At 39.1% G+C, this 26,630-nt stretch carries 17 protein-coding genes and 1 pseudogene; 7 read left to right on the top strand and 11 right to left on the bottom strand.

Annotated features, from left to right (window positions below; all coding sequences use genetic code 11):
- Positions 1 to 12: 12 nt before the first annotated feature.
- Positions 13 to 738, top strand: a complete 726-nt coding sequence (locus CXF64_RS17725; protein ID WP_007580488.1) for a response regulator transcription factor — start codon at positions 13 to 15, stop codon at positions 736 to 738.
- Positions 739 to 748: 10 nt separating this feature from the next.
- Positions 749 to 2,236, top strand: a complete 1,488-nt coding sequence (locus CXF64_RS17720) for a sensor histidine kinase (RefSeq protein ID WP_101217661.1) — start codon at positions 749 to 751, stop codon at positions 2,234 to 2,236.
- A gap of 42 nt (positions 2,237 to 2,278) precedes the next feature.
- Here the strand turns inward: CXF64_RS17720 and CXF64_RS17715 are convergent, their stop codons facing one another.
- Positions 2,279 to 4,453 (bottom strand): S9 family peptidase, encoded by a 2,175-nt coding sequence (locus CXF64_RS17715; RefSeq protein WP_101217660.1) that lies wholly within the window; start codon positions 4,451 to 4,453, stop codon positions 2,279 to 2,281.
- 191 nt (positions 4,454 to 4,644) lie between these two features.
- Here CXF64_RS17715 and CXF64_RS17710 point away from each other — a divergent pair, with 191 nt between their 5' ends.
- The gene (locus CXF64_RS17710; RefSeq protein ID WP_024589627.1) at positions 4,645 to 5,115 is read left to right on the top strand and encodes a DUF2721 domain-containing protein; all 471 of its coding nucleotides are present in this window, start codon (positions 4,645 to 4,647) and stop codon (positions 5,113 to 5,115) included.
- A 75-nt stretch (positions 5,116 to 5,190) separates the two neighbouring features.
- Here the strand turns inward: CXF64_RS17710 and CXF64_RS17705 are convergent, their stop codons facing one another.
- Together CXF64_RS17705 and CXF64_RS17700 are read right to left on the bottom strand one after the other, a co-directional pair.
- A complete protein-coding gene (locus CXF64_RS17705; protein ID WP_101163830.1) occupies positions 5,191 to 5,724 on the bottom strand; it encodes a S8 family serine peptidase in 534 nt (177 codons plus the stop codon).
- An 11-nt stretch (positions 5,725 to 5,735) separates the two neighbouring features.
- Positions 5,736 to 8,069: a S8 family serine peptidase gene (locus CXF64_RS17700; protein ID WP_101217659.1), complete on the bottom strand. Its 2,334-nt coding sequence runs from the start codon at positions 8,067 to 8,069 to the stop codon at positions 5,736 to 5,738.
- A gap of 225 nt (positions 8,070 to 8,294) precedes the next feature.
- Here CXF64_RS17700 and CXF64_RS17695 point away from each other — a divergent pair, with 225 nt between their 5' ends.
- Positions 8,295 to 8,747 carry a c-type cytochrome gene (locus CXF64_RS17695; RefSeq protein WP_007580483.1) on the top strand — a complete coding sequence of 151 codons (453 nt, stop codon included), beginning with the start codon at positions 8,295 to 8,297 and terminating at the stop codon, positions 8,745 to 8,747.
- Between the two features lie 95 nt (positions 8,748 to 8,842).
- Here CXF64_RS17695 and CXF64_RS17690 read toward each other — a convergent pair whose 3' ends face one another.
- On the bottom strand, positions 8,843 to 11,965 hold the full coding sequence (locus CXF64_RS17690) for an efflux RND transporter permease subunit (RefSeq protein WP_024592632.1): 3,123 nt from the start codon (positions 11,963 to 11,965) through the stop codon (positions 8,843 to 8,845).
- A 12-nt stretch (positions 11,966 to 11,977) separates the two neighbouring features.
- On the bottom strand, positions 11,978 to 13,156 hold the full coding sequence (locus CXF64_RS17685; protein WP_007580481.1) for an efflux RND transporter periplasmic adaptor subunit: 1,179 nt from the start codon (positions 13,154 to 13,156) through the stop codon (positions 11,978 to 11,980).
- A gap of 287 nt (positions 13,157 to 13,443) precedes the next feature.
- On the opposite strand from CXF64_RS17685, the gene CXF64_RS17680 reads away from it, so the two are divergent.
- On the top strand, positions 13,444 to 15,951 hold the full coding sequence (locus CXF64_RS17680; protein ID WP_101217658.1) for a zinc-dependent metalloprotease: 2,508 nt from the start codon (positions 13,444 to 13,446) through the stop codon (positions 15,949 to 15,951).
- A 69-nt stretch (positions 15,952 to 16,020) separates the two neighbouring features.
- Here CXF64_RS17680 and CXF64_RS17675 read toward each other — a convergent pair whose 3' ends face one another.
- Positions 16,021 to 16,809 carry a PhzF family phenazine biosynthesis protein gene (locus CXF64_RS17675; protein ID WP_101217657.1) on the bottom strand — a complete coding sequence of 263 codons (789 nt, stop codon included), beginning with the start codon at positions 16,807 to 16,809 and terminating at the stop codon, positions 16,021 to 16,023.
- Between the two features lie 72 nt (positions 16,810 to 16,881).
- Positions 16,882 to 17,496 carry a PQ-loop repeat-containing protein gene (locus CXF64_RS17670; protein WP_033012533.1) on the bottom strand — a complete coding sequence of 205 codons (615 nt, stop codon included), beginning with the start codon at positions 17,494 to 17,496 and terminating at the stop codon, positions 16,882 to 16,884.
- A 290-nt stretch (positions 17,497 to 17,786) separates the two neighbouring features.
- Here CXF64_RS17670 and CXF64_RS17665 point away from each other — a divergent pair, with 290 nt between their 5' ends.
- On the top strand, positions 17,787 to 18,905 hold the full coding sequence (locus CXF64_RS17665; RefSeq protein WP_101217655.1) for a PepSY-associated TM helix domain-containing protein: 1,119 nt from the start codon (positions 17,787 to 17,789) through the stop codon (positions 18,903 to 18,905).
- A 502-nt stretch (positions 18,906 to 19,407) separates the two neighbouring features.
- On the opposite strand, the gene CXF64_RS17660 is transcribed toward CXF64_RS17665, so the two are convergent.
- A complete protein-coding gene (locus tag CXF64_RS17660) occupies positions 19,408 to 20,127 on the bottom strand; it encodes a DUF6445 family protein (protein ID WP_007580474.1) in 720 nt (239 codons plus the stop codon).
- Between the two features lie 314 nt (positions 20,128 to 20,441).
- Between CXF64_RS17660 and CXF64_RS17655 the strand changes: the two are divergent.
- A pseudogene (locus tag CXF64_RS17655) lies at positions 20,442 to 21,591 on the top strand (tetratricopeptide repeat protein).
- Between the two features lie 16 nt (positions 21,592 to 21,607).
- On the opposite strand, the gene CXF64_RS17650 reads toward CXF64_RS17655, so the two are convergent.
- From CXF64_RS17650 to CXF64_RS17640, 3 genes are all read right to left on the bottom strand, one after another.
- A complete protein-coding gene (locus CXF64_RS17650) occupies positions 21,608 to 24,424 on the bottom strand; it encodes a TolB family protein (protein WP_101217654.1) in 2,817 nt (938 codons plus the stop codon).
- 122 nt (positions 24,425 to 24,546) lie between these two features.
- On the bottom strand, positions 24,547 to 26,094 hold the full coding sequence (locus CXF64_RS17645; RefSeq protein ID WP_101217653.1) for a PH domain-containing protein: 1,548 nt from the start codon (positions 26,092 to 26,094) through the stop codon (positions 24,547 to 24,549).
- Positions 26,087 to 26,620 carry a PH domain-containing protein gene (locus CXF64_RS17640; RefSeq protein WP_101217652.1) on the bottom strand — a complete coding sequence of 178 codons (534 nt, stop codon included), beginning with the start codon at positions 26,618 to 26,620 and terminating at the stop codon, positions 26,087 to 26,089. Before CXF64_RS17640 ends, CXF64_RS17645 begins: the two co-directional genes overlap by 8 nt.
- Positions 26,621 to 26,630: the final 10 nt, after the last annotated feature.

Here is a 26,630-nt window from a genome sequence, read left to right as displayed (position 1 = left end):
ACGAGGTAATACATGCGTCACGAAAAAATATTAGTAGTAGAAGATGACAGAGAAATAGGTAAGTTAATTACCACGCAGCTAACGTCGCTTAACTTACATGTTGATCATGTTGTAAGCGCAGAACTTGCCTTAAAAAAAATAGCTAAGCATCCCTACGGACTTATTTTACTCGATATAAACTTACCCCAAATGGATGGTTTAAGCTTATGCCGAAAAATAAAAGAGCATTACCCTACTACCTCCGTTATTTTACTCACCGCGCTTAGTAGCGATATGGACAGAGTTATTGGCCTTGAAATGGGCGCCGACGATTATATTTGTAAACCCTTTTTTGCACGCGAATTACAAGCCAGAGTAAAAACCCAATTACGCCACAGAGCACAACTACTCGCTAGCCAAAACAACGACAACTCCCCCGTTGATAGCGAACAAACACTAAATGTAGGCTCACTCAATATAGAATTTAGTTCGCACCAAGTGTATTTAGGCAAGCAAGCCCTCAACCTTACCGCCACCGAATTTGATTTACTCGTTTACTTTGCACGCCATCCTAATCATGTTTTTAGCCGCCAGCAGTTACTCGATAAAGTATGGGGTTACCAACACAGTGGCTACGAGCACACGGTTAATTCACATATAAACCGCTTACGTGCCAAGCTAGAAGAACACCAACAAGCGCCTATCATCGAAACAGTTTGGGGTGTTGGTTACAAACTAAACCCTAGCCAACTCAATTAAGACACCTATTATGAAATTATCTTTGTATCAAAAATTAGCTATATCGCTAGTCGTGATTTTTTGTTTTATTTGCGCCCTAGTTTACGGCTGGAGTAAGCAATTAGAACTGACTTCAAAACACCACGCCGAACAAAATCTGCACTTAGCGTTAGCGGAACATTTAGTACAAGATAACCCATTAATAAAAGAAGGTGTTTACGACTATAAAGCGCTTGAAAACCTCTTTCATACCTTAATGTTATTAGGTCCTGCGTTTGAATTTTATTTTGTAGACGAAACCGGAAAAATTCTTACTTACTCAGCAAAGCCGGGTAAAGTTAAACGCACGCATATTAGTTTAACGCCTTTAAAAAGGCTGATTAACGACCCAAGCGCTGCACCTATTTATGGTGATAATCCTCGTAATAAAGAGCAACAAAAAATATTTTCAGCCGCGCCAGTATTTAATCACGATAAGCTACAAGGCTATTTATATGTAATTATTGGTGGTGAGGCTTACGATACCTCACTAAGCACGGTAAAAAATAATGATAAGTTATGGCTAGCTGCTTTATGGCTTGGCTCTGCACTCGCATTTTTATTTATTGCGATGCTAATTTTACTACGTTTTTTTACCAACCCAATTCAGCGCTTAGCACGCGATGTTAGTAATATTGAAGCCGCTAACTACAGCCTTACCGACACCAAGCTAAGTAACTATTCAACGCAAAAAAGTAACGAAGTGCATAGTTTAGGGCGAAGTATTCAAGCCATGTTAACCCGTATTAATGAGCAGTTTAAAGCGCTTGAACAAGGCGATAAACAACGCAAAGAGTTGCTAACTCACTTATCGCACGACCTACGTACCCCACTTGCTTCACTGCAGGGGTTTTTAGAAGTTTTAAATCAGTCAGGTGAGCAATTAAGTCAAAAAGAACAACAAGAATACTTACAGGTATCGCTTAATAATTGTGGGCAATTAAAGCTACTCATAGAGCAAATATTTGAACTTGCTCACTTAGAAAATGGCGAAATAAGTATAAATAAAGAAACCTTTAATTTAGGTGAACTCATTTACGATTGCATGGCAAAATTTAGTTTAGCCGTTGATAAAAAAGGCATTAGTTTGTCGGTAGAACCTGCGATTTGTGACTTTCCTGTGGTTGCCGATATAGCTAAATTAGAGCGCGTGTTAAGTAACTTGATTGACAATGCAATTAGGCACACCCCTCGCGGCGGCAGCATTGCAGTACATGTAAAACGCAGTGACGATAATCAACTATTTGTGCATGTATCAGACACGGGCGTAGGCATAAAAGAAGATGAGCTGAATGCTATTTTTGATCCGCACTACCAAGCAAGTAATTCTAATAAAGAAGGGCGCCAGCAAGGTGGTTTAGGATTGGCTATTTGCAGAGGGTTATTAAAACTGATGGATAGCGAAATTTACGTACAAAGTGAAATTGGTAAAGGCACTATGTTTAGCTTTAACTTGCCACAAAAAAAGGTGCTTTCTTAAAAAGCACCTTACATTTTTGTTTATTTTAAATATATAAATTAATTACTTTTTAATACCCGCTAAATCAAGCATAAATGCATAGTTTAGCGCGGTATCTTCTAAGCGCTTAAAGCGACCCGATGCGCCGCCGTGCCCTGCTTCCATATCTATTTTAAACAGTAACTTATTGTCATCAGTTTTATAGTCACGCAGCTTAGCAACCCATTTTGCAGGTTCAAAGTATTGAACTTGTGAATCGTGCAAGCCAGTCGTTACCAACATATTAGGATATGCTTGCTTAGATACTTGGTCGTATGGCGAGTAAGACAGCATGTAATCGTAATACGCTTTTTCGTTCGGATTACCCCACTCGCCGTATTCATTTGTTGTAAGCGGAATGCTCGCATCAAGCATCGTTGTTACTACATCTACAAACGGTACCGCAGCAACCATGCCTTTATAAAGCTCAGGTGCTTGGTTTGCTACTGCGCCCATTAATAAGCCACCAGCACTGCCACCTAACGCAAATATTTCATCTTTTGCGCCATACTTTTGAGAAACCAATGCTTTGGTTACGTCAACAAAGTCATTAAACGTATTCTTTTTAGTTAGTAGCTTGCCGTCTTCGTACCAAGGACGGCCTAGCATTTGCGATCCACGTACATGGGCAATTGCAAATACAAAGCCACGGTCTAACAAGCTCAAACGTGAGCTTGAGAACGTTGGATCCATGGTTGCGCCATAAGAACCGTAACCATATTGCAGTAGCGGGTTAGTGCCATCTTTTTTAAACGCATCTTTACGGTAAACTAAGCTTACCGGTACTTTTATGCCATCACGTGCTGTTACAAAAATACGCTCTGAGGCGTAATTGTCAGCATCAAAATCACCTAACACAACCTGTTGCTTAAGAAGCGTTTTATCGCCAGTCGCTAAATCTACATCGTACGATGAGCTTGGAGTGGTCATGCTTGTGTAGTAAACACGTAACGTGCTGCTATCAATATCGTTATTGCCATAAGTACCAATTGTATAAGCGCTATCGTTAAAGCTCAGTGGTAACTCTTTACCTGTTTTTAAATCACGCGCAATCAACTTTGATTGGCCCATTTCACGCTCTTGGTAAACTAAGTAGTCATTAAATAAATCAATGCCTTCGAGTTTAATATCATCGCGCGCTGGGATCACACTTTGCCAATTAGCCTTGTCGCCTGCTTTATCAATATCAACTTTCATCAGCTGAAAATTTACAGCATTTAAGTTAGTTACAATGTAGTAAGTATTCCCTAGCTTCGAAATATCATATTCAAGCCCTGCTTCGCGCTCAATTAAGCGTTTAGGCATTGCCTTAGTATCATCAGCACTTAATACAGATACGCCTGATGCAGCCGTGCTGCTGTGCCAAATATAGATTTCTGACTCATCTTTGCTTTTACTCATACCCATGTAGTAACTGGTATCAGTTTCTTCGTAAATTAGCTCATCATCAGCTTGCGATGTACCTAATGTATGACGATACACTTGGTAACCTAGTAGAGTTTGTAAATCTTTTTTAATGTAGTAAACCGTTTTATTATCGTTTGCCCACACAATGCCACCGTTGGTGCCTTCAAGTGTGTCTTCGAGTAATTTACCGGTAGTTAAATCTTTTATTTTTACGCTATAAATACGACGACTAACAGTATCTTCGCCATAAGCCATTAAATTGCCATTAGGGCTTACATCTAAACCACTTACTGCATAATAATCATGACCTTTAGCAAGCTCATTTACATCTAAAATAACTTGCTGATCGGTACCTGCAAAATCGCTGCTGCGTAAGTAAGTAGTGTACTCGTTATCGCCACGTGTTTGTGTTGAGTAAAAATAATCACCGTTTTTAACTGGGACCGAATCATCGTCTTTTTGAATACGCCCTTTTAGCTCTTCAAACAACTCACTTTGCAGCGTTTTAGTATGTGCGAGCATTGCATCAGTGTATGTGTTTTCAGCTTCTAAATAGTTAATTACCTCTGGTGCTTTACGTTCATCATCACGTAGCCAATAGTAATCATCAATGCGTGTATCACCATGAATAGTCATTTCATGTGGCACTTTTTTAGCAACCGGCGCAACAGCTTGTGCAACTTGAACCGTTTTAACTTGTGTATTACTTTTTTTGGTTTCTTCAGGGGCTTGATTACAGCCACTTAAAATAGCGAGCGATAGTGCTGCGAGTGCGAATGGGTTGCGTTTCATCAGTCAAAGTCCTTGTTGTATTTTTATTTTTTATTAAGTAATTAAATATACCTAAAAATAACCTATGTTGTGATTTAGTTTGTGAAGCTATGTAAAGTAAATCAACGTAATTCCTCTTTTCTTAATAAGCCTACATCAGGTACTCTGTAGATATATAAATCACTTTTAAGCTCAACTGATTAAGGGTAGTAATGAATAGCGAAGTAATTAACATTTTAACTATGGCAAAAGTAATTCAAACGGCCGTTGCTCCCGTATTTTTAATCACAGGTATAGCAGCAACTTTAGGTGTTTTATCTAATCGCTTAGCACGAATTACCGACAGAGCACGCTTATTGGAGCGAAGATTAAAAGTAAATACAGATGATGATTTTAATAAGTCGCTAGCAACAGAACTCCGCGCTTTATTAAAAAGATCTCGATGTATACATATTGCTTTTAGTTTAAGTGTATTAAGTGCCTTACTTGTATGTGCTGTGGTTATGTTTTTATTCTTGTCGCACATTCAATCAATTAACTTAAGCGTGACCATTGCTTGTTGTTTTGTAGCAGCAATGGCATTACTTATATGTGCATTTATGTCGTTATTAGGCGAAGTATTTTTAGCAACGCGCAGCATGCGTCGCGGGATGATATTTGCAGATATTGATATAAACGATTAATTTTTTTATAAAAAAACCCCGAGCAACTAATGTTGCTCGGGGTTTTTATTAACTAAGCTTATTTAATAAAATAACTTATTGTGCAGTATAAATCGTCTCTAGCACTTCAATTCTAGCTTCTTTAGCATAACCTGAAGCATTTAACTGCTCTGCTGCAACTAAAATATCTTGTCCATCATTCACTGCTAAAACAGCAATCTTAGTACCAGGAAATACAGACACCACTTTTAATCCAGCCGCTGCAGCAATGTCGCTAGCAGTAATACCATCTTTTAAAAGTACCGTAATATTACCTGATAAAGAACTTAAGTTATTAGTAAGAATATTACGAACTAATGACCCTTTAGTTACTACATCAGATGTACTTGCAACATTAACAACCGCCATGTCGCCTTTTTGCATAACTACATGCTCATCGGCAGCAACACTTGATGGCACTAAGCGTAAATTTTTCTCTACTTTATAAGAACCAAAATCAGCTTTAGTATACTTTAAGCTAGATGCTTGCTTCTTTGGTAGTTGAAGCTCTTTATCAAAGCTTGTGTTTGCCGTAGCGCTTAAAGAAATACACGCAGCAGCACTTAATACGATTAATTTATTAACTTTCATTTTCATAATCCTTACTCTTGACCTGCGTGACCGAATGCGCGTAAAGACACACCCTCTAAAACACTTGCTGAACTATTATTGCTAATACCTACTACACCTAAACCATTGTCATCACCTTTACTAAGTGCATAGCTATCTGCGCTCGTATCTAGTAAACGAACTGTCCAAGTGCCTTTAGTCGACTCACCATAAAACGCATTTGAAAGCATTACTGCATCTTTTAGTATATAGCCAACACTCCAACTGCTAGTGAAACTATATGCTGGGTAGAATAAAGCTTGCTTAGATGACAGTAATACACTTCTTGTACCCGCTGGCGATGTAACTTCTATAGCTAAATCTGTTCCGGCTGAAGTTTGTGTACCATCGCTTAAGCCAAAGCCCATTTCAGCATTACTTACATCAAACTTAAACTGCATTGCTTCAATGCTTAGCTCTTCAGTAACTTCAATTTCTTGTGTAAGACCCGTTGCATTGTTATCTGGAATTTCTAGTGCAAGTGCGTCTTCAGCAATTACTGAACCAACACCGCTCCACTGAGTAATAACTTGTTCACCTAAAGCAACATCGTAAGCCTTTGCCATAGAAACCGCAGCTCCAGCATCAGCACGACCAAAACCATATAAGTTATTGAAGTTATAACCGGCAGAGTTTTCAATCCAACCGTCGTGAGCAACAAATTCGCCTTCACCAACTGTTAATTTAACAGCAGCATTATCTGCATCAATTAAAGTGCTAGTTGATGCAAGGATATGACGAACGTCACGCCATGTTAAATCTGGATTAGCCGAAAGAATTAACGATACCACACCCGATGCATTTGGCGCAGCAGATGATGTACCATTAAACGTTGAAGTATAGTTACAGCTTGCATTGTCTGCATGGCCTGGGTAGTTAAATGGATATTGACTTGCAGCAAACTCTTCACCATAAGCAGCAGCCCATGCTGCAATAGAACCACCATTGAAACCTGAATAACCATTAATACAAGTCATTTGATCTGTTGTTACCATTGCAGGTGCAAAACGACCATACTCACCCGCTGGAGCCGACACCATTACGTTAGCACCCGCTGTAGAATAGCTAGTATGTTTACCATTAGCATTTACTGCAGCAACACTTAAATAATAAGGGTGGCCTTGGCTTGGCTCAAAAGCGCCATTATAACAAGTTAAACCTAAGTCATTTGCACCATTGTCAGCACATAAAGAACCTTCATCGCCACCGTCTTCAAATGAGTTACCGCTAGATTTCATATTTAGCGCACCTTTACCGTCACGAAGGTTAAGGTTAGGGTAAGACTCAATTGCCTCATCTAGCTCTGAATAACCGATAAACGTAGGGAACGTAATACCGTAACTACGGTTAAAGGCTGAAATATTTTCAGACGTACTAATACCACTACCAGGGAAGCCATGAGCAAGTAAATCAGTTTGTGCTACTTTATCTCCACCAAGGTAGTTCATACCGATTAAGCCTGCATCAGGTGCAACACCACGGCCGCCTTTGCCATTCCAACCTTTTGCTGCAATTAAGCCGGCAACACTTGTTCCGTGGTCACCACTGTTTGATGTACTTGTAGGGTCTGTACGATCTAGCGCTTCAGCGTTAAGGTTTAAAGAACGATTTGGTAATACGTTATCTACTAAATCTTCGTGGCGAATTTCCATGCCCGAGTCAACAACAACAGCAGTTACACCAGCTCCTGTAACGCCTTGAGCATAAGCGGCTGTTACATTCATATCTTCACCAGCAACCAAACCTGTAGCTTCTGCATTAGCAAAACTAGCATCAACACTTGCTTGCGCTTCTTCTTCGGTATCGCCAAATAGATTTACATATAAATTGACTAAGCCCTGCTTCATTTCATCGCTTAATGAGTATGCTTTTTGGCCTGTATTATTTAAATGCCATTGTTGATTTGCTAATGGATCACCAACAACTCCTGAAATGTTTATTTGCGCAGAAGCCGTTTTACCATTTGCGTTTACAGTGTAATCAATAACTGCATCATCATCCGTCATTGGAACATAAGTAAATGATGTTCCCTCTACAGTTAGAGTACCGTGACTAAATGTGAATACGCCATCTTCTGCAACCACTTCTTCACCATTTTCAGTGAAGCTAAATGTAAGTGCATCGCCATCGTTATCGCTGGCTTTAAATTCTGCAGTAACAGGGATCCATTGTTTTAAATCTACAACAACTACATCGCTCGCTTTAGGAGCTACGTCAGTAACTAATGGTACGCTACTTTTATTATCGTCATCACTACTTCCACAACCAGAAAGTGATACCACTATCGCAGCAGACAATGCTGACATTTTAAATATATTATTTTTCATAAACTCTCTTTGTTAGTTATTTTTATGATGGTGCGACGTTACACAACAACAATCAAAATAACAACGAGGCGTTTACAGTCATTAACAATAAAGACAATAGATGTAACGATAGGGTAATCATTGTATGCTTAGTTAAAGAAACAATTATTAAGCACATATATTAACTTGAACATTCAAAGAAGCTAATATAGAACAGGATTAACAATTACTTTAAAAGGGGCAAACATGAAATTAAAAAAAGTATTAGCAACAATAGCACTGGCAACGTGTGCATTTAGCGTATCGGCAAATTCTGCATTTAAAGAACCAAGTGACGCGATTGAATACCGCCAAGCTGCGTTTTCAATGATTTCAGTGCAAATTGGTGACATGGGCGCAATGCTAAAAGGTAAAGTACCTTTTGACGCAGAGCAATTTAAAATGCGTGCTAACAACGCTGCTGCACTTTCAAAAATGCCATGGGAAGCGTTTTACGAAGGAACAGATAAAGGCGACACAGCTGCACTTGCTGCTGTTTGGGCCGAAAATGCAACCTTTGTTGAAAAAGCGAATGCTTTTGCAGCAAATGCAGATAAGCTAGCGTTAGCAGCCCAATCGGGCGATAAAGCCGTAATTGGTAAAGCTTTTGGCGCATGGGCTAAAGGCTGTAAAGATTGCCATAAGCAATTTAAAGATTAATTATTGTTGTAGCCAGTTTAACAACAATAAATAGATAATAAAAAGCACTGAGCGTTAATAACGGTCAGTGCTTTTTTTATGCTTTTATATTTTTTCTACGAGACTTTAGCAGCTCGGCTTTTAAAAGGACGCTTAAATAACGCTCCAATATCACCTAGAATAATATATAAACACGGTACTAATATAAGCGTTATTAACGTTGCAAACATAACAGCAAAGCCAAGTGCTACTGCCATAGGTATTACAAACTTAGCCTGCAGGCTTGTTTCAAACATAATAGGTAATACACCAGCAAAGGTTGTTATAGACGTTAATAGTATTGCTCTAAAGCGGGCACAACCAGCTTCTATTACTGCATTTTTAACGCTAACACCTTCGCGGCGAACTTGGTTTACATAATCTGTCATTACAAGTGAATCATTTATAACAACACCTGCTGCGGCAATTAAGCCAAATCCCGACATTAAGCTCATATCTAAATCAAACCAGTAATGACCCCAAATAGCCCCGGTTAAACTAAACGGAATAACCGACATTACAATAAGCGGTTGTGAATAGCTTTTAAGCGGCACAGCTAGCAGTATGTATACTAAAATCATTCCGCCAATAAAAAACATTATTTGCTCATTAGCTTGAGCTTGCTGCTCTTCTATTGCGCCACCAAGCTCTGATTTAACACTTGGGAATTCTTCTATTAGCTGTGGCAGTAGATTTTCTTTTACTTGCTTAACCACTTCGCCTGGCTCAATTTGCTCTTCATCAATATTGCCATAAACATACACGGTACGGTAACCACCTTCGCGGCGTATATAGCTAATACCTGGCGTTTCTGTTAGCTCTACTACATCACCAAGAAGTACTTCTCGCCCTTGTGGGGTAGTAACAACGGTGTGTTTAAGCGATGAAAATGCCTCACGAGTCAGCTTAGGGTAACGTACCATTACGCGTACTTCTTCGCCGTTTCGGATTACGCGCTGTGCTTCGCCACCATAAAAACTAGCACCCACTTGATTTGCAATACCGGCTAAATCTAAGCCTAAATCGTAAGCAACAGGTTTAAGGCTCATTTGCACTTCTTTGCTCGCAGGATCTATGGTTGAGCTAATATCAAACAATCCTTTTTGCTGTTGAAGTAATTGAATAAAACGACGACCCGCTTGATTTAAAGTATCTATGTCTGAACCATACAGTAAATAGCCAAACTCGCCGCCGCCATTACCACCGCCGCCACCAACATCGTCTTGAATAGTTAACGACTTAATACCAGCAATAGTCGGCATAGCCTCACGCCACCGTCGAGAAAGCTCAAATGCATTGTATGGACGTGAATCTTCGTCAACTAATGGAGCTAGTAACTGCGACTCGGTTCTGCCTTGATTAAATACCAATACATCACGAATAATTTTTTGACCAAACTCACGTTCTGTTTCTTCATCGACTCTAAGTACCATAGCTTCTATTTCACGAATAGCCGCAATGGTTTGTAAGTCAGAAACGTTGTCGTTCATTTCTACTTGAATTTGTGGAAAGTCGTGCGGCACTTTAGGAGTTGGAACTGTACGTACTTTATTAGACGTAATAAGTGCAATACTGATTATAAACATTGCAATAAAAGCAAACAAAACAGTCCAGCGCCAATCAACACACTTAGCAATAAAACGTTTATATGGGCCATTTACGAAACCAAAAAAGCGTGTATTGAAGCGATCGCGCCAACCACCTTTTTTAATCGGCGAAAAGTGCGTATGAGCAATGTGAGCTGGCAGTATCAGCTTTGATTCAATCAAACTAAATACTAAACACAGCATTACTACAACCGCTATACCATAAAAGAAGGCACTTTCTGGCCCGCTCGACATTGTGAATGGTGCAAATACAGCAATTGTTGTTAACACACCAAAGGTTGCAGGGGTCGCGACTCGGTTAGCGCCACGCACAACATTTTCTACACCACCGCCGCTTTTTTCAACTTCGGTGTAGGCAGCTTCCCCTATCACTATGGCATCATCCACCACTATGCCGAGCACCATTATAAAAGCGAATAACGAAATAATGTTAATGCTAATGCCAAATAGTGGCATCATCATCATGGCCCCTAAAAAACAAACAGGTAAGCCAATCATTACCCAAAGCGCTAGTTTAAAACGCAAGAATAACGACAACATAATTGCCACCAAAATGGCACCTTGAAACAGGTTAGCTTTCATCATATCAAGGCGAGCATTTAGGTAGTAGGTCATATCCATTAATGGCTCTAATCGAATACCTGGCGGTAGCTGCTTATTTTTTTGATCAATAAACGCTTTAACCGAATCCGCAACGGGAATCATGTTTTGCTCTTGCGTTGCTTTTACCGATAAATACACCGCGTTTTCGCCATTAAACTTAAAGTAGCGCTCACCTTCGGTAAATTGATCCTTAATAACTGCAATATCTTGCAGTAAAACTTTAGCGCCATACTCGCCAATTTTTACCGGAATTTGCCTAAACTCTTCACCTGAGTAAAACTGATTCTCGACGCGAACAGAAATAACACCTGCGTCTGTTTTTAGCTGCCCCGCCGAAAAGTTAGCTGAGTAACGGCGTACCGCATTCATCACATCACTAAGGGTTAGATTATATTGGCGCAGCGTATCGGGCTCTATTTCAATTGCTATTTCATCAAGAGGAACATCGTTTACCACTAACGACACGTTAGATAACTGTAGTAACTCATCCTCTATTTGGTTTGCTATAGGCTTAAGCTCTGTAAGTGGTAAGTCAGCAACGAGCGTCATACCTATTACGTCTTGCCTAAACTCAACCTGACTTATGGTGACCGGTTCCATACCCGCCGGAAAAGTCGCAATACCATCAACACGCAACTTTACTTTATCAAGCACATCGGTAAGTTTTGCATCGGTGTTTATTTCCAGGCTGGCTGTACCGCCATTTCTAAATGCGCGATACACGCCTTTTTTAATTTCGGTTATATCTTTAAGTGACTCTTCAACTTTTATAAGAATACTTTCTTCTATTTCCTGAGGAGAGGCACCTGGGTAATTAGCCTCAATATTAATGTAGTTAATCTCTACATTAGGAAACATTTGACGCTGAATCGTAAAGTAACTTATAGCCCCCATAATAATGATAAAAAACATCATTAAATTAGCGGCTACTGAATTATTAGCAAAGTAGGCAATTAGCCCTGTTTGTTTTTGTTGTATTGACTCGCTCATAACTATTACACCCTACAGCTGTTGCGTGTTTGAAGTGCTCGTTTCTGAGCTTTCAGGTTTTGCAGCTACACCTGCAATTTTAACCTGCATTCCTTTTTGCGGGTATTCAGGTAAAGTAATAACGAGTTTGTCATCGGCATTTAAACCGCTGCTAATATAAAAATACTCACCCTCTTCACGAATAACCGTTACTTTGCGAGGCTCTAGTTCTTGATTTTCGTTTACTACCCACACAGTTTGGTTGTTAACCAAAGCTTGCGGTAAACGGTAAATATTATTAAGCATTGCACCTGCAAAATTCACCTGTACGTAGCTGCCAAACTTAATGGCTGGTTGTATGTTTTTAAGACCGTATGGGTCTTCTATACGCACGACTAGACTGCTCATACGCGTAGCGTTATCAACAATCCCTAGGTCGCGGTCAATTACACCTTCACGGGTGAAGCTGTTTAGGCCCTTTTGAATAATCGTTGCGGTAATGCCTTTAATGCGTTCTGGCAAAAAAACGCTATCGAACCCTGCTATAGGAATAATCACTTCAGCAGTTTCAATATTATTGAGCTCAGCAACTTGCGAACCCATAGTGACAAATTGACCAACACCTACATTTCGGCTAATAACCAATGCATCGTAAGGGGCTGTTACTTCACAATTATCTAAGTCACGTTGTGCACGTTTTAATGCAGCTTGCGCCGACTTTACAGATGCCTGCGCACTTAACACTTGAGGCTTACGTAAAAATAAGTCGGTACGCGCTTTACTTGGAAAACGCTTTGCTTCATCTGCGGCCACTTGAGCTTGGGCCTGCTCTTCAATCAAGCCTGCTTGTGCACGAGCAATTTCTGCCTCTGCAACAAGTACTGCTGCTTCGTAGTTGTCTTTTTCGATAGTGAATAACGTTTCACCGCGAGCAACGATGCCACCGGCTACAAAATTAGGATGCCAACTTAACACTTCACCCGACACCTGCGCCGAAAGCTGTGTACTTTCAAGAGGCTTTACTTCACCGTAGCTATTAATAATAACTTGATGATCGTTTGCAGCCACTGGCTCAACTTGCACTGTTGGACGAGTATCAATTACTTCTTTTTTTTCTGGCTCTTGTGCAATGGCATTTATTCCCATAAAGCCAACAACACCAACAATTAGCGCTACAAATGGAAAAACCCATCTAAGTGAATTTGTTTGCATATCCTATTATCCCCAAAATTCTATTAACGTCATAATACCAGAGCCATATGAAACATTAAGGTGACATTTGTAAGCAACTGTTGCAAATACATATAAACCACTGCTATTTAGGGCTATAAAAATAACTTTGCATGCAGCTCACCTCATTCGTTATATTTTGTTACAAACTTTTGTTTATTAATATCAGTTAATTAGCGTTGTACACTTAAATTTCGTCGCGAAGATGTGCGAAATTAAATTAATTTACGTACAGTCCAATTAAATTAACAAATATTAAAAGTCTCAAAATGAAATTAACGACCATCACCCTTGCGCTTAGCTTAGCGTTTGGCAGCCATGCATTTGCAGCCGATAAAAAAGACGAAAAAGAGCCAAAAACACTTAGCGAAATGATCAAAGGACAAACCGAATTTGCCGGTATATTTAGCCTTTACCAAGACGAAAAAACCGGTAAGCACCTTATGGTGATTAACGAGTCCCAACTTAATACGCCGTTTGTATATTTTGCGCACACTGTCGATGGCGTTACAGATGCAGGCCATTATCGTGGTTCGTATCGTGAAACTAAGTTAATTGAATTTAGAAAATACTTTGATCGTATCGATATCATTAGCAAAACACCTCGCTACAAATTTGACGAAAACAGTGCAATTTCAAAAGCGAGTGATGCCAATATTAGTGAAGCGGTACTTGCGAGCATTAAAATAGAAAAAGAAGAAGACGGTAAAATAGCATTTAACGTAAATAAGTTATTTTTAAGCGAAGCACTTCACAAAGTATCACCTACGCCAAATCCAGCTGATAAAAACGCCAAAAAGCGCTTTAAAGTAGGCAAATTAGACGATAAAAAATCACGCATTATTAAACAGCGTCCATACCCTAATAACTTAGACGTAGTTGTTGATTACGTATTTACTAACCCAAGCCCAACGGTACGTGGCTCAAATGCAGTAAGCGACCCGCGTAGTGTATCGGTAAAAGTTCAGCACTCGTTTGTCGCTCTACCTAGCAATAACTACGCACCACGTATGGATGATGCGCGCATTGGTTATTTTACAAATCAATTTGATCAAATGACATCTGCCGATTGGGCACCTTATGAAGATGTTATAAAACGTTGGGATCTACAAAAGAAAGACCCTAGTGCAGCACTTTCAGAGCCAGTAAAACCAATTACTTGGTGGATAGAAAACACCACCCCCATTGAATGGCGCGATACTATTCGTGACGCTGTTTTAACGTGGAATACCTCTTTTGAAAAAGCCGGTTTTAAAAATGCCTTAGAGGTAAAAGTACAACCAGATGATGCAGACTGGGATGCGGGCGATATTAATTACAACGTACTGCGTTGGACTTCGTCACCTAAGCCTCCATTTGGCGGATACGGACCAGCACTTGCTAACCCATTAACAGGCGAAATACTGGGTTCAGACATTATGCTTGAGTTTGTATTTATGAAAAACCGCTGGATTTACGACACACTTTTCACTCAAGGAACAATGAGCCACGGTGAAACAACAAATCCCGGTGAGCTAAATTGCTCACTAGGGCATGAGATTCAACAAAATCTAATGCTTGCCAAAGGTCTTGCTAGCGGCGACAAAATTGAAGATAAAGAAATGCTTCGCCAAGGTCTAACGCAATTGGTACTTCACGAAGTTGGCCATACTTTAGGTCTTAACCACAATATGAAATCATCTATTTTGTGGGATGAAAAAGAAGTACACGACAAAAACAAAACCCAAGGCATAGTAACCGGTTCTGTTATGGATTATGCACCAGCTAACATTGCCCCAATTGGTATGCAGCGAGGTGATATTTTTCAAACAAAACCAGGCCCTTATGATGATTGGGCTATTAACTATGGCTACAGCGAAGCACTTGCAGATGAAGCTGCTGAGCAAGCTAGACTTGAAAAAATACTTGCTCGTTCAAGTGAACATGCCCTTGCCTTTGGTAACGATGCAGACGATATGCGCGCACCAGGTCGCCATATCGATCCACGTGTAATGATTGGTGATTTGTCGTCCAACCCTGCTGCCTATGGCGCAGATCGTATGGCACTAATTAATAAACTATTTACTGAGCTAAAAGATAAAGCAACAGTTAAAGGTGAGTCTTACCAACAGCTTGTTACCTCTGCTAATAGCTTATTTGGTCAGTACAGAGCTCAAGCAGGTGTTGTTTCTCGCCAAATTGGTGGTGTGTACGTTGAGCGTGCTGTAGTGGGTGATGCAAACGCAGATAAGCCATTTACACCGGTATCTCTTGAACGTCAAACACAAGCGATGGATATACTCGCAAAGTTTGTATTTGCACCAGACGTACTACAAAACATGCAACCTCTATATAGCTACTTGCAACTGCAACGTCGTGGCTTTAATCACTTTGGTAAAAATGAAGACCCTAAAGCACACAAAATGATTTTAGGTATGCAAAAGTCTGTACTTGCGCAGCTATTACACCCAGCCGTATTACTGCGTATTTCTGATACTGCTTTGTACGGCAATGAATATAGCCTAACTCAGTTTATGCAAGATTTAACCGCTAATATTTTTGTGAAAAGCAAAGACGCAAATTCTATTAGTCACAACTTACAAATTGAGTATGTTAATCAGCTAATCGCAATTGCAGGTCTTGGCAAAGCAAGTAAGTACGATAACTTAGCTAAAACAGCTGCGTTATATCAGCTAACTCAAATAGCCGATACCAGCACTGCTTGGGGTGCAGATACAGCAACTAAAGCGCATAAAAAATATATTGATCGCTTAATTGCAAAAGCACTAGAAGCGTAAAATATCTCTACTAATTGAGTAAACCAAGGCCACGTTTAACGTGGCCTTTTTTATCACTTAATTCACAGATCAAATATAAATAGTGCCTTTTAAATACCTTACAGCATGCCCCGTTAAGGTGACGGTTGTATCACCCACTTCACATAGTAAATACCCGCCTCTGCTTGAAGCCTGATAAGCGCTTAACGTAGTTTTACCCAATTGCTGCGCCCAGTAAGGTGCCAAGCCAGTATGAATAGAGCCTGTTACATAATCTTCGTCGCCACCGCTTGCAGGCCAAAAATAACGAGATATAAAATCATATTCAGCACTTGCAGCAGTGGCCACTACATCAAGTGGATAAAGCGTTTTTAAAAGCTCTGAGCTAGTTTTTAATTCAAGTATTTGATCGGCGTTTTCATAAATAACAAAGTAGGCTTGGCGATTTTTAAGCACTTTACTCGGTTGCATAGACAGGCCATCAAGCAGTTGCTGAGGCACATTTTGCACTTCAACCGGTGCTTGTTTTGGAAAGGTCATTGCAAAGCTACCATCAGCGTTTTTATTAACGATTAGCTCGCCCACCGCATCAGCAATAAAGCGAATTTGCGATATGTTATGCTCTTCACATAAAACATAGGCAGCCGCAAGTGTGGCGTGACCACAAAAATCGATTTCCATTAACGGCGAAAACCAACGAATAACAAAACTGCCATCGTCTTGCAGGCAGGTAAAAGCAGTTTCAGATACGTTATTCTCAGCGCCAATCTTTAGCAATAAATCGTCACTTAACCACGATTCTAGTGGGATCACTGCCGCATAGTTACCTTTGAATAACTCATTCGTAAACGCATCAATTTGATGAATAGCTAATTGCATTGTTTAAACTTTGTAATGATTAATAGCTTAAAACTGCCATACCTAAACTAAATTAGCACCTTTATTTTGGCTTTAAGCCATTACAGGCCGCATTCTATAATATTGCATACAACCAAATTGCACAGCATTGGTAAGCAACAGCATAATAAACATAAGTAAGTGCGCTGTGCTTGGAGCCGCTGTTGTAAGCTCAACAACTAAGCCGCAAATACCAGCAATAAACTGCAAGCTAAAGTAGCGCGCGCTTAAATTACTCACATTACCCGTACGCAATGTTTTATAAGTTTGCGGCATAACACGTACCGAACTCATCACAAGGCCAACATACGTTAAAGCGCTTAATACCGTTGCAGTATCGAGGCTTGAATTCAAAAGCAGTGAAAAAGGCAGTAACGAAAAACCTAGCATAGTAAACAACTGTACCCGTTCTCGTTTAGCTGCGTTATAACGTGCAAAAAAATACAAAATAAGTCCGCTTAACGCACCGGTTACAATAAATGGTAACGCAATATAAAAACGCTCAAAATAAATATTGTAGGTTATAAAATAAAGGCTTTGTGCTAACCCAAACGTCATCATCAATAGTGATAAACCTGAGACACTACGATTTTTTCGAATTTTGTTTAGTAATGGTAAAAAACTAAAAACCAGAATAAATGAAGACAATATAGGCAAATAATGCGCCAAAGCAACCTCGATCGTTATATAAATGTTAATTAAAAACGGAAATAAAAACATTTAATAAACATTTGTTTTAAAAGGCTTTTACTATGAGCGCGGCATTGTAGAGCCGCGTAAATTTAACTCAACTAAATAAGACATTCTTGTTTTAGGTACTGGCAAGCTAGGTATACAAAAACCGTAGAATTAAGTTCACGGTTTACCGGTTTAATAGAAAGCCTCACCGCCAAACTATTAAATAAAAATGATAGTTGTTATCATGCGCAAGTCATTAGCTGCTGTATATAAAACTACCTATGAGAAAAACTCTTTTTAAAATTCACAGTTGGATCGCTCTAATAGCTATCATTCCATTGATTGTTATTAGTATTACAGGGAGCGTATTAGTTTTTAAAAGTGAAATAGATGGCTTACTTATGCCAAGCAGCCACTTTGTTGTAAATGCACTGCCAGAGCGCATGCCAATCGACACGTTAATTGCCAAAACAGAGCATGCTTACCCTGAATATGTAGTAGGTAGTTGGGAAATATTTAACAATGATACAGCTGATCGGGTTTACTTAGTCAAACGCGGCACAGAGCAATGGTATAAGTTTCATTTAAACCAGTATACGGGTGACATTTTGTCTGAACCTGTTGGTACCAGCCATTATTTTACCGATTGGTTTTTAGAACTACATTACACTTTTTTACTGAACGACTTTAAAAACCTGCCAGGGCAAACAGGCACTGTACTAGGCTTCTTTTTTGCTCTGTTTTTATTGGTATTAGGTATTACTGGGCTTATTATTTATCGTAAATTTTGGCAGCGTCTATTTAGTGTGCGCTGGCGTGCAACACTGCAAATTGTACTTAGCGACATTCATAAAATGACGGGGGTTATAGGATCTCCCATCATTATTATTTTAGCTATCACAGGTGGCTACTTTAACTGGGCGGTGTGGTATCACGAAGTTATTGAACACGCAGAGGAAGAGCACTTTGTATTAACCAAAAACCTACACAGTAGCGATATTTCGTTTCAACGCATACTTGATGACAGTAAAAAGCAAATCTCCACTTTTAACGGTACGTTTTTAGTTATGCCACTCGAGCCTGACGAAAACATTACCTTATTCGGCGAAGTCGATACCGCCAACCCACTTGCTAGTGAGTATGCCAATACGGTTAGCTATAACAAGCTAACAGGCGAGCACATAGCTAACTGGGATATTCGCGAAGTAGGCGTTGGCTGGCAGGTAATTGATAGTTTTAGAAAACTTCATTTTGGCTACTTTGCAGGGCTAATAAGTAAAATACTGTGGTGCGTAATTGGTTTAAGCCCAGTGTGGCTAGCAGGTACTGGTTTTTACTTATGGTTTACTCGCCGAAAACGTAAAAAACAATCACAAAAAAACCGATTAAATAAACGCTAAGTCACTAGGGCGTGTTGATCTTTGGTGGGTGAATTTGCAGCAGTATGTTTGGTTTTTAGGCAAGGCGAAGCCTATGTAGTGTGGTTATTCCCCATGAATAGGCGATAACGCAGCATAAATACCAAACATGCGCTGCCCTTTGGGTTCTTTCTAGGGACGATTGACTCTTTGTTGCTCGGTTTTTACTTAGCCCACTAGGTTACAAACCTCGCGCCGCGATTTAATCGCCCCTAGATTGAACAAATTTCAATCCACAAAGTTCAACATGCCCTAGCGTTTAAAAATAATAGCTTATGATTCATTTAATAATAAGCTATTTATAAATTATAAAAACAGCACTCTACATATTATTTATAGAAGAGAGTGCGCAATAATACTTAGTCATTTTGAGGGAGTAAACCTAACGCTAGTTGCATTAAAAACGTCTCATTTAGAACAACTAAGTAACGAAATTTTTGCCTTACTATCGACAAGATTTTTCTTGCCTAAAAAGAATTATTAATTAATCTTCGCACATCCAAAAAAATGTTATCGCCAGCCTTTTAGTATTTAAATCATCTCCAAAATACTCAGATGCACTGTGAACAATACTACCTTTAAATATAATTAAACGATTAAAGCGATTCTCAATATCTATGTCTTTATACCATGCGCTATATGGAAGGCTACTTACATTAAGTGCATCAACAAGGTTAGCATAAGGAGGATCGACAATATTTCCTCCTGCCGCTTCATTTGCATACTTTAAACGATAAAAAGAGGTACCGGCAGAGGTAATTGGATCAGGATTTAAATACAAAACAGCAGCGTATCTACATAAATAACGATTATCTACATGAGGCCTAGAAGCCCCTTCTTCAGCCCCCACTAAAATTGCAGTATTGGTATCAACTACAACCTTATTGGAATCAGCAACCCATAATTTATTTTTTTTGATAACTGACTTAACATATTTTTCTATTTTTTTAAGCTGTTTACTATTTAGAGCATTAGGAGTGCGCATTCCAGGCCAAAGTTCTTTGGTATACGGCTTACCGTACTTCCAAACCTCTTTTTTTAAACATGAAGAACGAATAGCCATTGCTTCTTCATGTTTAAAAAACTCATCAACAACCCAATAGTTACTACCTAGTTCTGGCTTTTCATACCTTAAACCAGGTGCGTCGGAGGGGACGCTTGGAAGTACAACGCTCTTGGGAACTTTCTGATGCTTAAATGACATTGTCAAAATACTTATTTTATTAAAACAGCTCAGAATATAACATTTACTTAACAGTCATTTAAAGTGAATAATAAAACTCTACTTAGCGCATACCCAAAGCTACTAACGTTATTTTGCCTACAGCTCTGTATTAGGGCTGAGGTTTAGTTTATTAGTGTTTCATTATAAAACTATGCTCACATTAGTATTTAAGCCAAAATTTTATACATCGTAAATTTAGCATTAGTCCATTTATAAAATTTTAGAAAAAACATCTATAACATTGATTAAAAACCCACCACATTGTAATGTAAAAATTAACAAAGGAGTGGGTTATGATATTTATCAAAATAGTTATTAGTATTACCTTTTTATTTTTAGTTGGATGTAACACAACCAAGGTTCAGCAAGTAGAACAACAAGTAGGGCTTGAACAACTATTAAACCATTCTTTGTTTAATAAACTCGACACACCTTCCGAGCACAGTATTTTTGAGTTACCGGATGCTGAAAAAGAAATGTTTTTAGCTTACGCCGAAAACCAAAAGCTATCCCAAATCCGTGATGACCGTATAATTTACAACTACCTCGAAAGCCAGATAGCTAACTTTAAATACCATGGCGATACACTTACTTCAGCTCAAACCTTAAAGCGTTCGCAAGGTAATTGCATTAGTTTAGCCATTTTAACGCAAAGCTCTTGGATTAGAAACAAGCTTTCAAGAAGTTACAAGTAAGCCCATATACGCAAAAGAAAATAATGTTGTTTATGTCGCTAATCACTTTAGAACAAAAGTATATGCTCCAAAAGTAGAGAAAAAAGATGATAATATAATTGAGTTTTTCAGAGCGGGCACCTTAATTGATTACTTCCCTACCCGTCGCAGTTTTTATTCAAGCAGCGCAGACTATAACGATTTAGTTTCTAAGTTTTACAGTAATTTAGCTGCAACAGCGCTAGCAGACAAACAGCTGGATATTGCTTACTCACTTATTTTACAAGCAAACAAATACACCCCCAATGATCCTGAATTATTTAATATAGCGGGCATTTTGCATCGCCGAGCTGGTGATTTACAAAGCGCTAAAAACATCTATCAAACAGCACTTAGTAATAACGAAATAAGCATTAATTTAATCAGCAACTATCAGCTTTTAGCTAAAAAGTTAGGCGACAAAGAGCTTGTTAAAGAGCTCACCTCACAATTAGTTAATAAAGAAAAAGACCCATACGAATTACTAGTGATCGCTAAAAACAACTTACAAGCTGGCCATGCTCATCAGGCTAAAGCACACCTTGAGCAAGCTATTACTAAAGCGCCTTACATTGCTGAGTTATACTTGGAACTCGCAAAAGTTCGCTATCAACAAGGTAATATTAAACAAACACAAACCTTACTTGAGAAAGCAATTGAACTAGAACGTGATAATCAAAAACTCGATGTATATCAAGCTAAGTTACTATCCTTGCAGATGGATAAGTAACTTAGCCAATTAATATTTATAACGAATAATAAAAGCTTAACCACGCTCGCATTTCATCTTCAAAACTGTCGCCTTCTACTCGCGACAGTCCCATATTAAACGTTAAATCGTTTACACCTGCTGGCCCCATTCCAAAACTAAAGTCACCTTGGTATTTTAAGCCGTAGCTTTGTGCGTATACGGTGTCGTCGAGTTGATGTTGCTTATAATAAAGCCACGGCATGCCTTCTTTAAAGCTAAAGCCGCCACCGTAGCCTTGATAGCGCTTTGCAGTTGCACTGTAAAAAGGCAGCTCAGATGAAAGTACATATTCACTATTTTGCTGCTGATTAATAAGATTTGAGCTAAAGCCACCTAATGCAAGGCTCCTGTCGTCACGTTGCTTTTGAGAAAAGTTTGCATAAAGAGGAATACCAAACGCTTTACCAAAAATTTTGGCAGCTAAATCATAACCTTGCCAATTATTACTTTTGCTACTGCCATCGTACCAACTCGCATAAATACTTTGGCCTATAGCAAAGTCTTGACGATCATATTGCCAATTTTGAGCAATACCTAAACGCGTCCAACTTTTATGGCTTTGCTTATAATCAGTGTAATTGTAGGCAAGCTCTGGCGTTAAACTTAACTGCCCAAATATAACGGGGTAACTTATTGCGGCAAAACCACCACGGGCATCCATGTCTGCACTTAGACTTTGCTGATACTGGCGCGATGTATCTAAATTGTAGTCAAACAGTGCAAGTTTCAGTTTTACATCAAGCGCATTATATTTTGCCTGCACATAACCACCGTGCAATGCCCCATCGTGTAAATCAGTGCTATAACCCGCTTGTAAGTCGAGCTGCTTTAATAAGTCGCTACTTTTAATGCTTAAATCTAACAAACTGGTAGAAGCCGAATAATATTGAGAGCCAATCGCGAAAGTAGCGTGCTGGTCGAGCACGTTGTAATTTGTTTGCTCTGTAGTTTCGTGCTTATATATTTTAGCTTTTGGAAGTGTATGTTCGTTTACTATTAGCAGCGGTGCTTTTTTGTTAGCTGCAAACTCAGTAACTACAGTGCTTTTTATAGCTTTTGGCAGTGTTTTTACATTTGGCCCATCTGCAGTTATCGAAAAATAGAGTAACGAGCCATCAGCCATTTCAATTGGGTGGGTAACGGCCTCTTGCCCTTGGGTTAACTTGGTGAGTGTTTTACTCTCTATGTTGTAGTTATAAATATCGGTGGCGCTATTTAAACCTGCAACAAAATAAAGTGACTCGCCATTATGGCTAAAGCTTGGCTGACTTAAATATTGATACCCGTTTGGCATAGGTACTGATAGCTGTTGTTCGCCGTTTATACCTTGTATATACAATTGCCAATTTTCATTTAATGACGTTGATAAATAAGCTAATTTAGTTTCATCAGGACTGAGTATTGGGTAATCGTAAGTTGTCTCAAGGCTTTTTGTAAATAATGGTGTGATGGTTTGCGTATTGAGATCAACCTTTACTAATTCAGAGTAGCCATCTCTTATTTGCTCGCCATACAAGGTTTCGCCGTTACTGGTTACGCTAAATCGTCGTATACCAGCAAGTTCGGTAAGTTGTGTAATATTTCCAGTGTCAGTGTTATAGCTAAATATGTCAGACACTTTGTTATAAATACCCGACTCTTCATTGCTGTACGCATTGAAATATAAAGTTGTGCTATTTACCCATTGAGGATTTGCAATACCGGCTCGGTTAATTTGATTAAGCACTTGTTTTTGTTCGCGCTTAAACACACTGGGCGCTGTATCGGGAATATCTTGTGCATCGTTTTCGAGTAGCTCCTTTTGCGCTTTAGTAAACTCTTCTTGCGCTTTAATGTTGTCATCAGTGCTATAAATTATAAGCTTGGTATTACTCTCTTTATCTCGCTCAACAATCGCAATTTTACTACCATCTTTTGAAAGTACTGGGTTACTTGCATATAAGTTAAGCTCAAGCCAAAGTTCACTATTAAGTAACGGCTCCCCTTGCTCTATTTGCATTGCTTTATAGGTATATTCAGCTATAAATCGGCGATATAGCTTGGCTGCACTTTGCCCAAACACACCGCTAAATGCCTCATCAAAATTCCGCGTTTTTACGCCTTGCATTCGCGTCCAAACACTATCGAGTGTTTGTTCTGAATAGTTTTTCTCTAACCAATTTAAAAAGCGACTACCCATTAAATACGCCATTGAGCCGCCCATAAAGCCCTGCTCGCCATTTAACTGCCCATAGGTTGGCAATGCGCCCTGTTGAGCAAATTCTCGCAGTATTGACTCTGAGTAGTTATCAAATAAACGTCCACGACCCGTCATTTTAGATTCAATCAATGTGGCATAACCTTCGGCTACCCAGCGCGGCGTATCACTGTAGGTTAAGTCGTATAAATCCCATATACCACGTACTTTTTGCTGCCAGTCATTGCGTGTAGGCTGTGCTAAGTGCACTAAGTGAATATATTCATGCAGTACAAGTAACTGCTGCCAGCCAGCGCTGTTTGATATAACTGTGTCGGATTGTGGTGGCGTAGTAAAAAGCGCCATTACAGGGTTATTTGAAGTAGGTAGCGCAAAGCCATTTGCTGCATTTAGGGGATCAAACACTACTACATCAACGGTTTTATCAAGTGCTCGGTTTTGCTGCTCAAGCACTTTGGTGCGCACTATTTCAAGCTCTGCTGCGCTCGATTTAGCAAAATCGACATGCTCAACACTGTAGTGAATGTTGAAATGTTCAGTATGAATAGTTTGCCAATCGGCTGCAAAGCTTGGTGCTGCTAGTAATAAAGCTGATGCGATAAGTGTTTTTTTCATGAGCGTCCCTAAAAGAATTCCTTAATACCATCTAGGGTATTATTAAATGTCTTTCATGGGCAGTAAGAAAGTGTAATAAAGCATGTGCAAATGTGTATTTACACATGTTTTATTAGGGGAGTTTACATCCAGCTGCGAGTATCTGACTCAATCTGCTTAATTGTAAAATCAATAATAAAGTCAGCATCTTGCTGCTTTATGTAGGGCATAAATGCAAACCCTGAAGCAAGTTGTATATACAGGCTTTTTAAGCCTGATTTTCTCATTAAGTACGTACTTATACTGCGTGCACTTTGCGCTTTATAAAGCTCAAAAACACGGTAATGAACGCCAATCATACCTTTGCGTACAACCATGTAAAATCGACCATTATCCTCATGCATGTAATAACCATAACGCTGATACGATAAAGTTACCAAGCCAGAAAACACCACCAAAACACCAAGGCTTATCAAAGCATTAATATCAGCAATAAAACAAAAGCCAAACACTAATGCACTGGGTAACAGTGAATAAAAGCCTAAATTTTTATACAAAAGAGCGCGTTCTGCGCGCTTAAAAGCGAGTTTTTTACTATTAAACCACGGGTAAATCCATTGGCATACACTATCAACTTGTTCGCTATTTAATACAGGTAATACTAAGGTTTGTTTATTTTTTTTAGCCGCAACACCGGCTGCTATTCCGCCGCTACTTGCTTGCAAGCACTCAACGGTAAATCGCTTTAGCAATCGCCCCATTAGGTTTTGCTTAATAACAATAGATTGCACTTTATCCATGCTCATTGAAAGCTGATGGCGCTCTAACAAGCCAGCAATACGTTTAAACTTTTGACCTTTAAAATAAAGCTCAAAGTTATAAAAACGAATAAGCGACATAGTCACCGATAGCATCACCGCTACCAAAACTAGCAAAACAATTAAGGTGATCATCGCAAAGGTAGCAGCACTTGCCAGCATACCAAGCTCTTGTTGATAAAAGCCTTCTACTTTCGCAATAATTTGCTTCTCTAAAAAATCGATAATCAAGTTTATAAAAGGGGCAAAAGCAGCGATTGCTAAAATAGCCATATTCGACATTAAACCAAATTTAGCTATTTCTTTATTGCTAATGCTTAGGCTGTTTTCGATAATGTCTGTTTCGCTTTGTTCAGTATTTTGTATTTCTTGCTGTTGCTGCGCTTTAAAATCAAATATTTGTTTACGCATTTGCTGTGCGTAATCTTTAGTGACGCCGGGTAAAACAACTTCTTGCGACACACTGCCAGCTGCATCAAAAATACAATTAACTAAGTTTACGGGGGTAAAATAAAATGGCTCGGCAATATTAACGTTTTGCACACGGCCAAATTTAAGCGTAAGTCGCTCTTTTTTAAATACACCTTTGTTAAGCAATATTTCGTTGTCGCTACTAATACAAAACTTAAAATTTAAATAATATAAAAATGAGTAAATAAGCAACGAAATTAGCGCAATCCCACCTGCAACCTGCGCCCAAAACAACTTATTTTCTACTTGAGTAACAAACACTACAAGCATAGGCAGTAAGTTTAAAAGACCATCTTTTACAAAGCGCACACTAAAGTGCACAACAAAGTATAAAAGTGCCCAGGGCGATACTTTCTGCCAGTAAATAGGGCTCGCTTTATCTTCGATAGTTGTATTACTCATCGGCTAAAGCTGCCTGAGTAGTTGCGTCGTCTTGGCGGTAGTTTTGTACAAATTGGCGCATATTTTTACAATCATCATGGGTTAGCCCACTAATTTGTAAATCGGCACTTACACCGCCAGCGCTAAATAATTTAATACTCGCAAGGCTAAGTTTTCGCTCTATTGGCCCTTGGTGTATTTCCATATGCTGTACACGCGCTAAAGGTAATACCGTCACTTGTTGCCAAATAACGCCTTTTTTAAAAGCAATGTCATGATTTCGCACTGCAAAACCTCGTAACCTCACACTTATCATGTTGTACGCCATAGATACGGCCACCAAAATAGGCATACCAATTAGCAAATACGTTTGTGCATTATTAGCAAAGGCTTCATTAAAATAACAAACAGCAATAAGCGCTCCAATTAGCGGTATATAAAACAGAAGCGAGCTAAGCTGTGTATGTAATAAGGCTTTATCAGCCAATGGCTTAAAGCTAATATCACTATGCTTTGGTAAATCCATTATTTGTTGATTGTTAAACACTATTTGTCCC

It is taken from the genome of Pseudoalteromonas sp. GutCa3 (assembly GCF_002836155.1).
GTDB lineage: Bacteria > Pseudomonadota > Gammaproteobacteria > Enterobacterales > Alteromonadaceae > Pseudoalteromonas > Pseudoalteromonas arctica.
The sequence above is the reverse complement of the archived record's forward strand: the minus strand, read 5'-3'. Positions and strand labels throughout refer to the sequence as shown.

Coding starts and splice junctions, on each gene's coding strand:
- CXF64_RS17725 (WP_007580488.1), top strand. CDS start 13: ATGCGTCACGAAAAAATATTAGTAGTAGAAGATGACAGAGAAATAGGT.
- CXF64_RS17720 (WP_101217661.1), top strand. CDS start 749: ATGAAATTATCTTTGTATCAAAAATTAGCTATATCGCTAGTCGTGATT.
- CXF64_RS17715 (WP_101217660.1), bottom strand. CDS start 4,453: ATGAAACGCAACCCATTCGCACTCGCAGCACTATCGCTCGCTATTTTA.
- CXF64_RS17710 (WP_024589627.1), top strand. CDS start 4,645: ATGAATAGCGAAGTAATTAACATTTTAACTATGGCAAAAGTAATTCAA.
- CXF64_RS17705 (WP_101163830.1), bottom strand. CDS start 5,724: ATGAAAGTTAATAAATTAATCGTATTAAGTGCTGCTGCGTGTATTTCT.
- CXF64_RS17700 (WP_101217659.1), bottom strand. CDS start 8,069: ATGAAAAATAATATATTTAAAATGTCAGCATTGTCTGCTGCGATAGTG.
- CXF64_RS17695 (WP_007580483.1), top strand. CDS start 8,295: ATGAAATTAAAAAAAGTATTAGCAACAATAGCACTGGCAACGTGTGCA.
- CXF64_RS17690 (WP_024592632.1), bottom strand. CDS start 11,965: ATGAGCGAGTCAATACAACAAAAACAAACAGGGCTAATTGCCTACTTT.
- CXF64_RS17685 (WP_007580481.1), bottom strand. CDS start 13,156: ATGCAAACAAATTCACTTAGATGGGTTTTTCCATTTGTAGCGCTAATT.
- CXF64_RS17680 (WP_101217658.1), top strand. CDS start 13,444: ATGAAATTAACGACCATCACCCTTGCGCTTAGCTTAGCGTTTGGCAGC.
- CXF64_RS17675 (WP_101217657.1), bottom strand. CDS start 16,809: ATGCAATTAGCTATTCATCAAATTGATGCGTTTACGAATGAGTTATTC.
- CXF64_RS17665 (WP_101217655.1), top strand. CDS start 17,787: ATGAGAAAAACTCTTTTTAAAATTCACAGTTGGATCGCTCTAATAGCT.
- CXF64_RS17660 (WP_007580474.1), bottom strand. CDS start 20,127: ATGTCATTTAAGCATCAGAAAGTTCCCAAGAGCGTTGTACTTCCAAGC.
- CXF64_RS17650 (WP_101217654.1), bottom strand. CDS start 24,424: ATGAAAAAAACACTTATCGCATCAGCTTTATTACTAGCAGCACCAAGC.
- CXF64_RS17645 (WP_101217653.1), bottom strand. CDS start 26,094: ATGAGTAATACAACTATCGAAGATAAAGCGAGCCCTATTTACTGGCAG.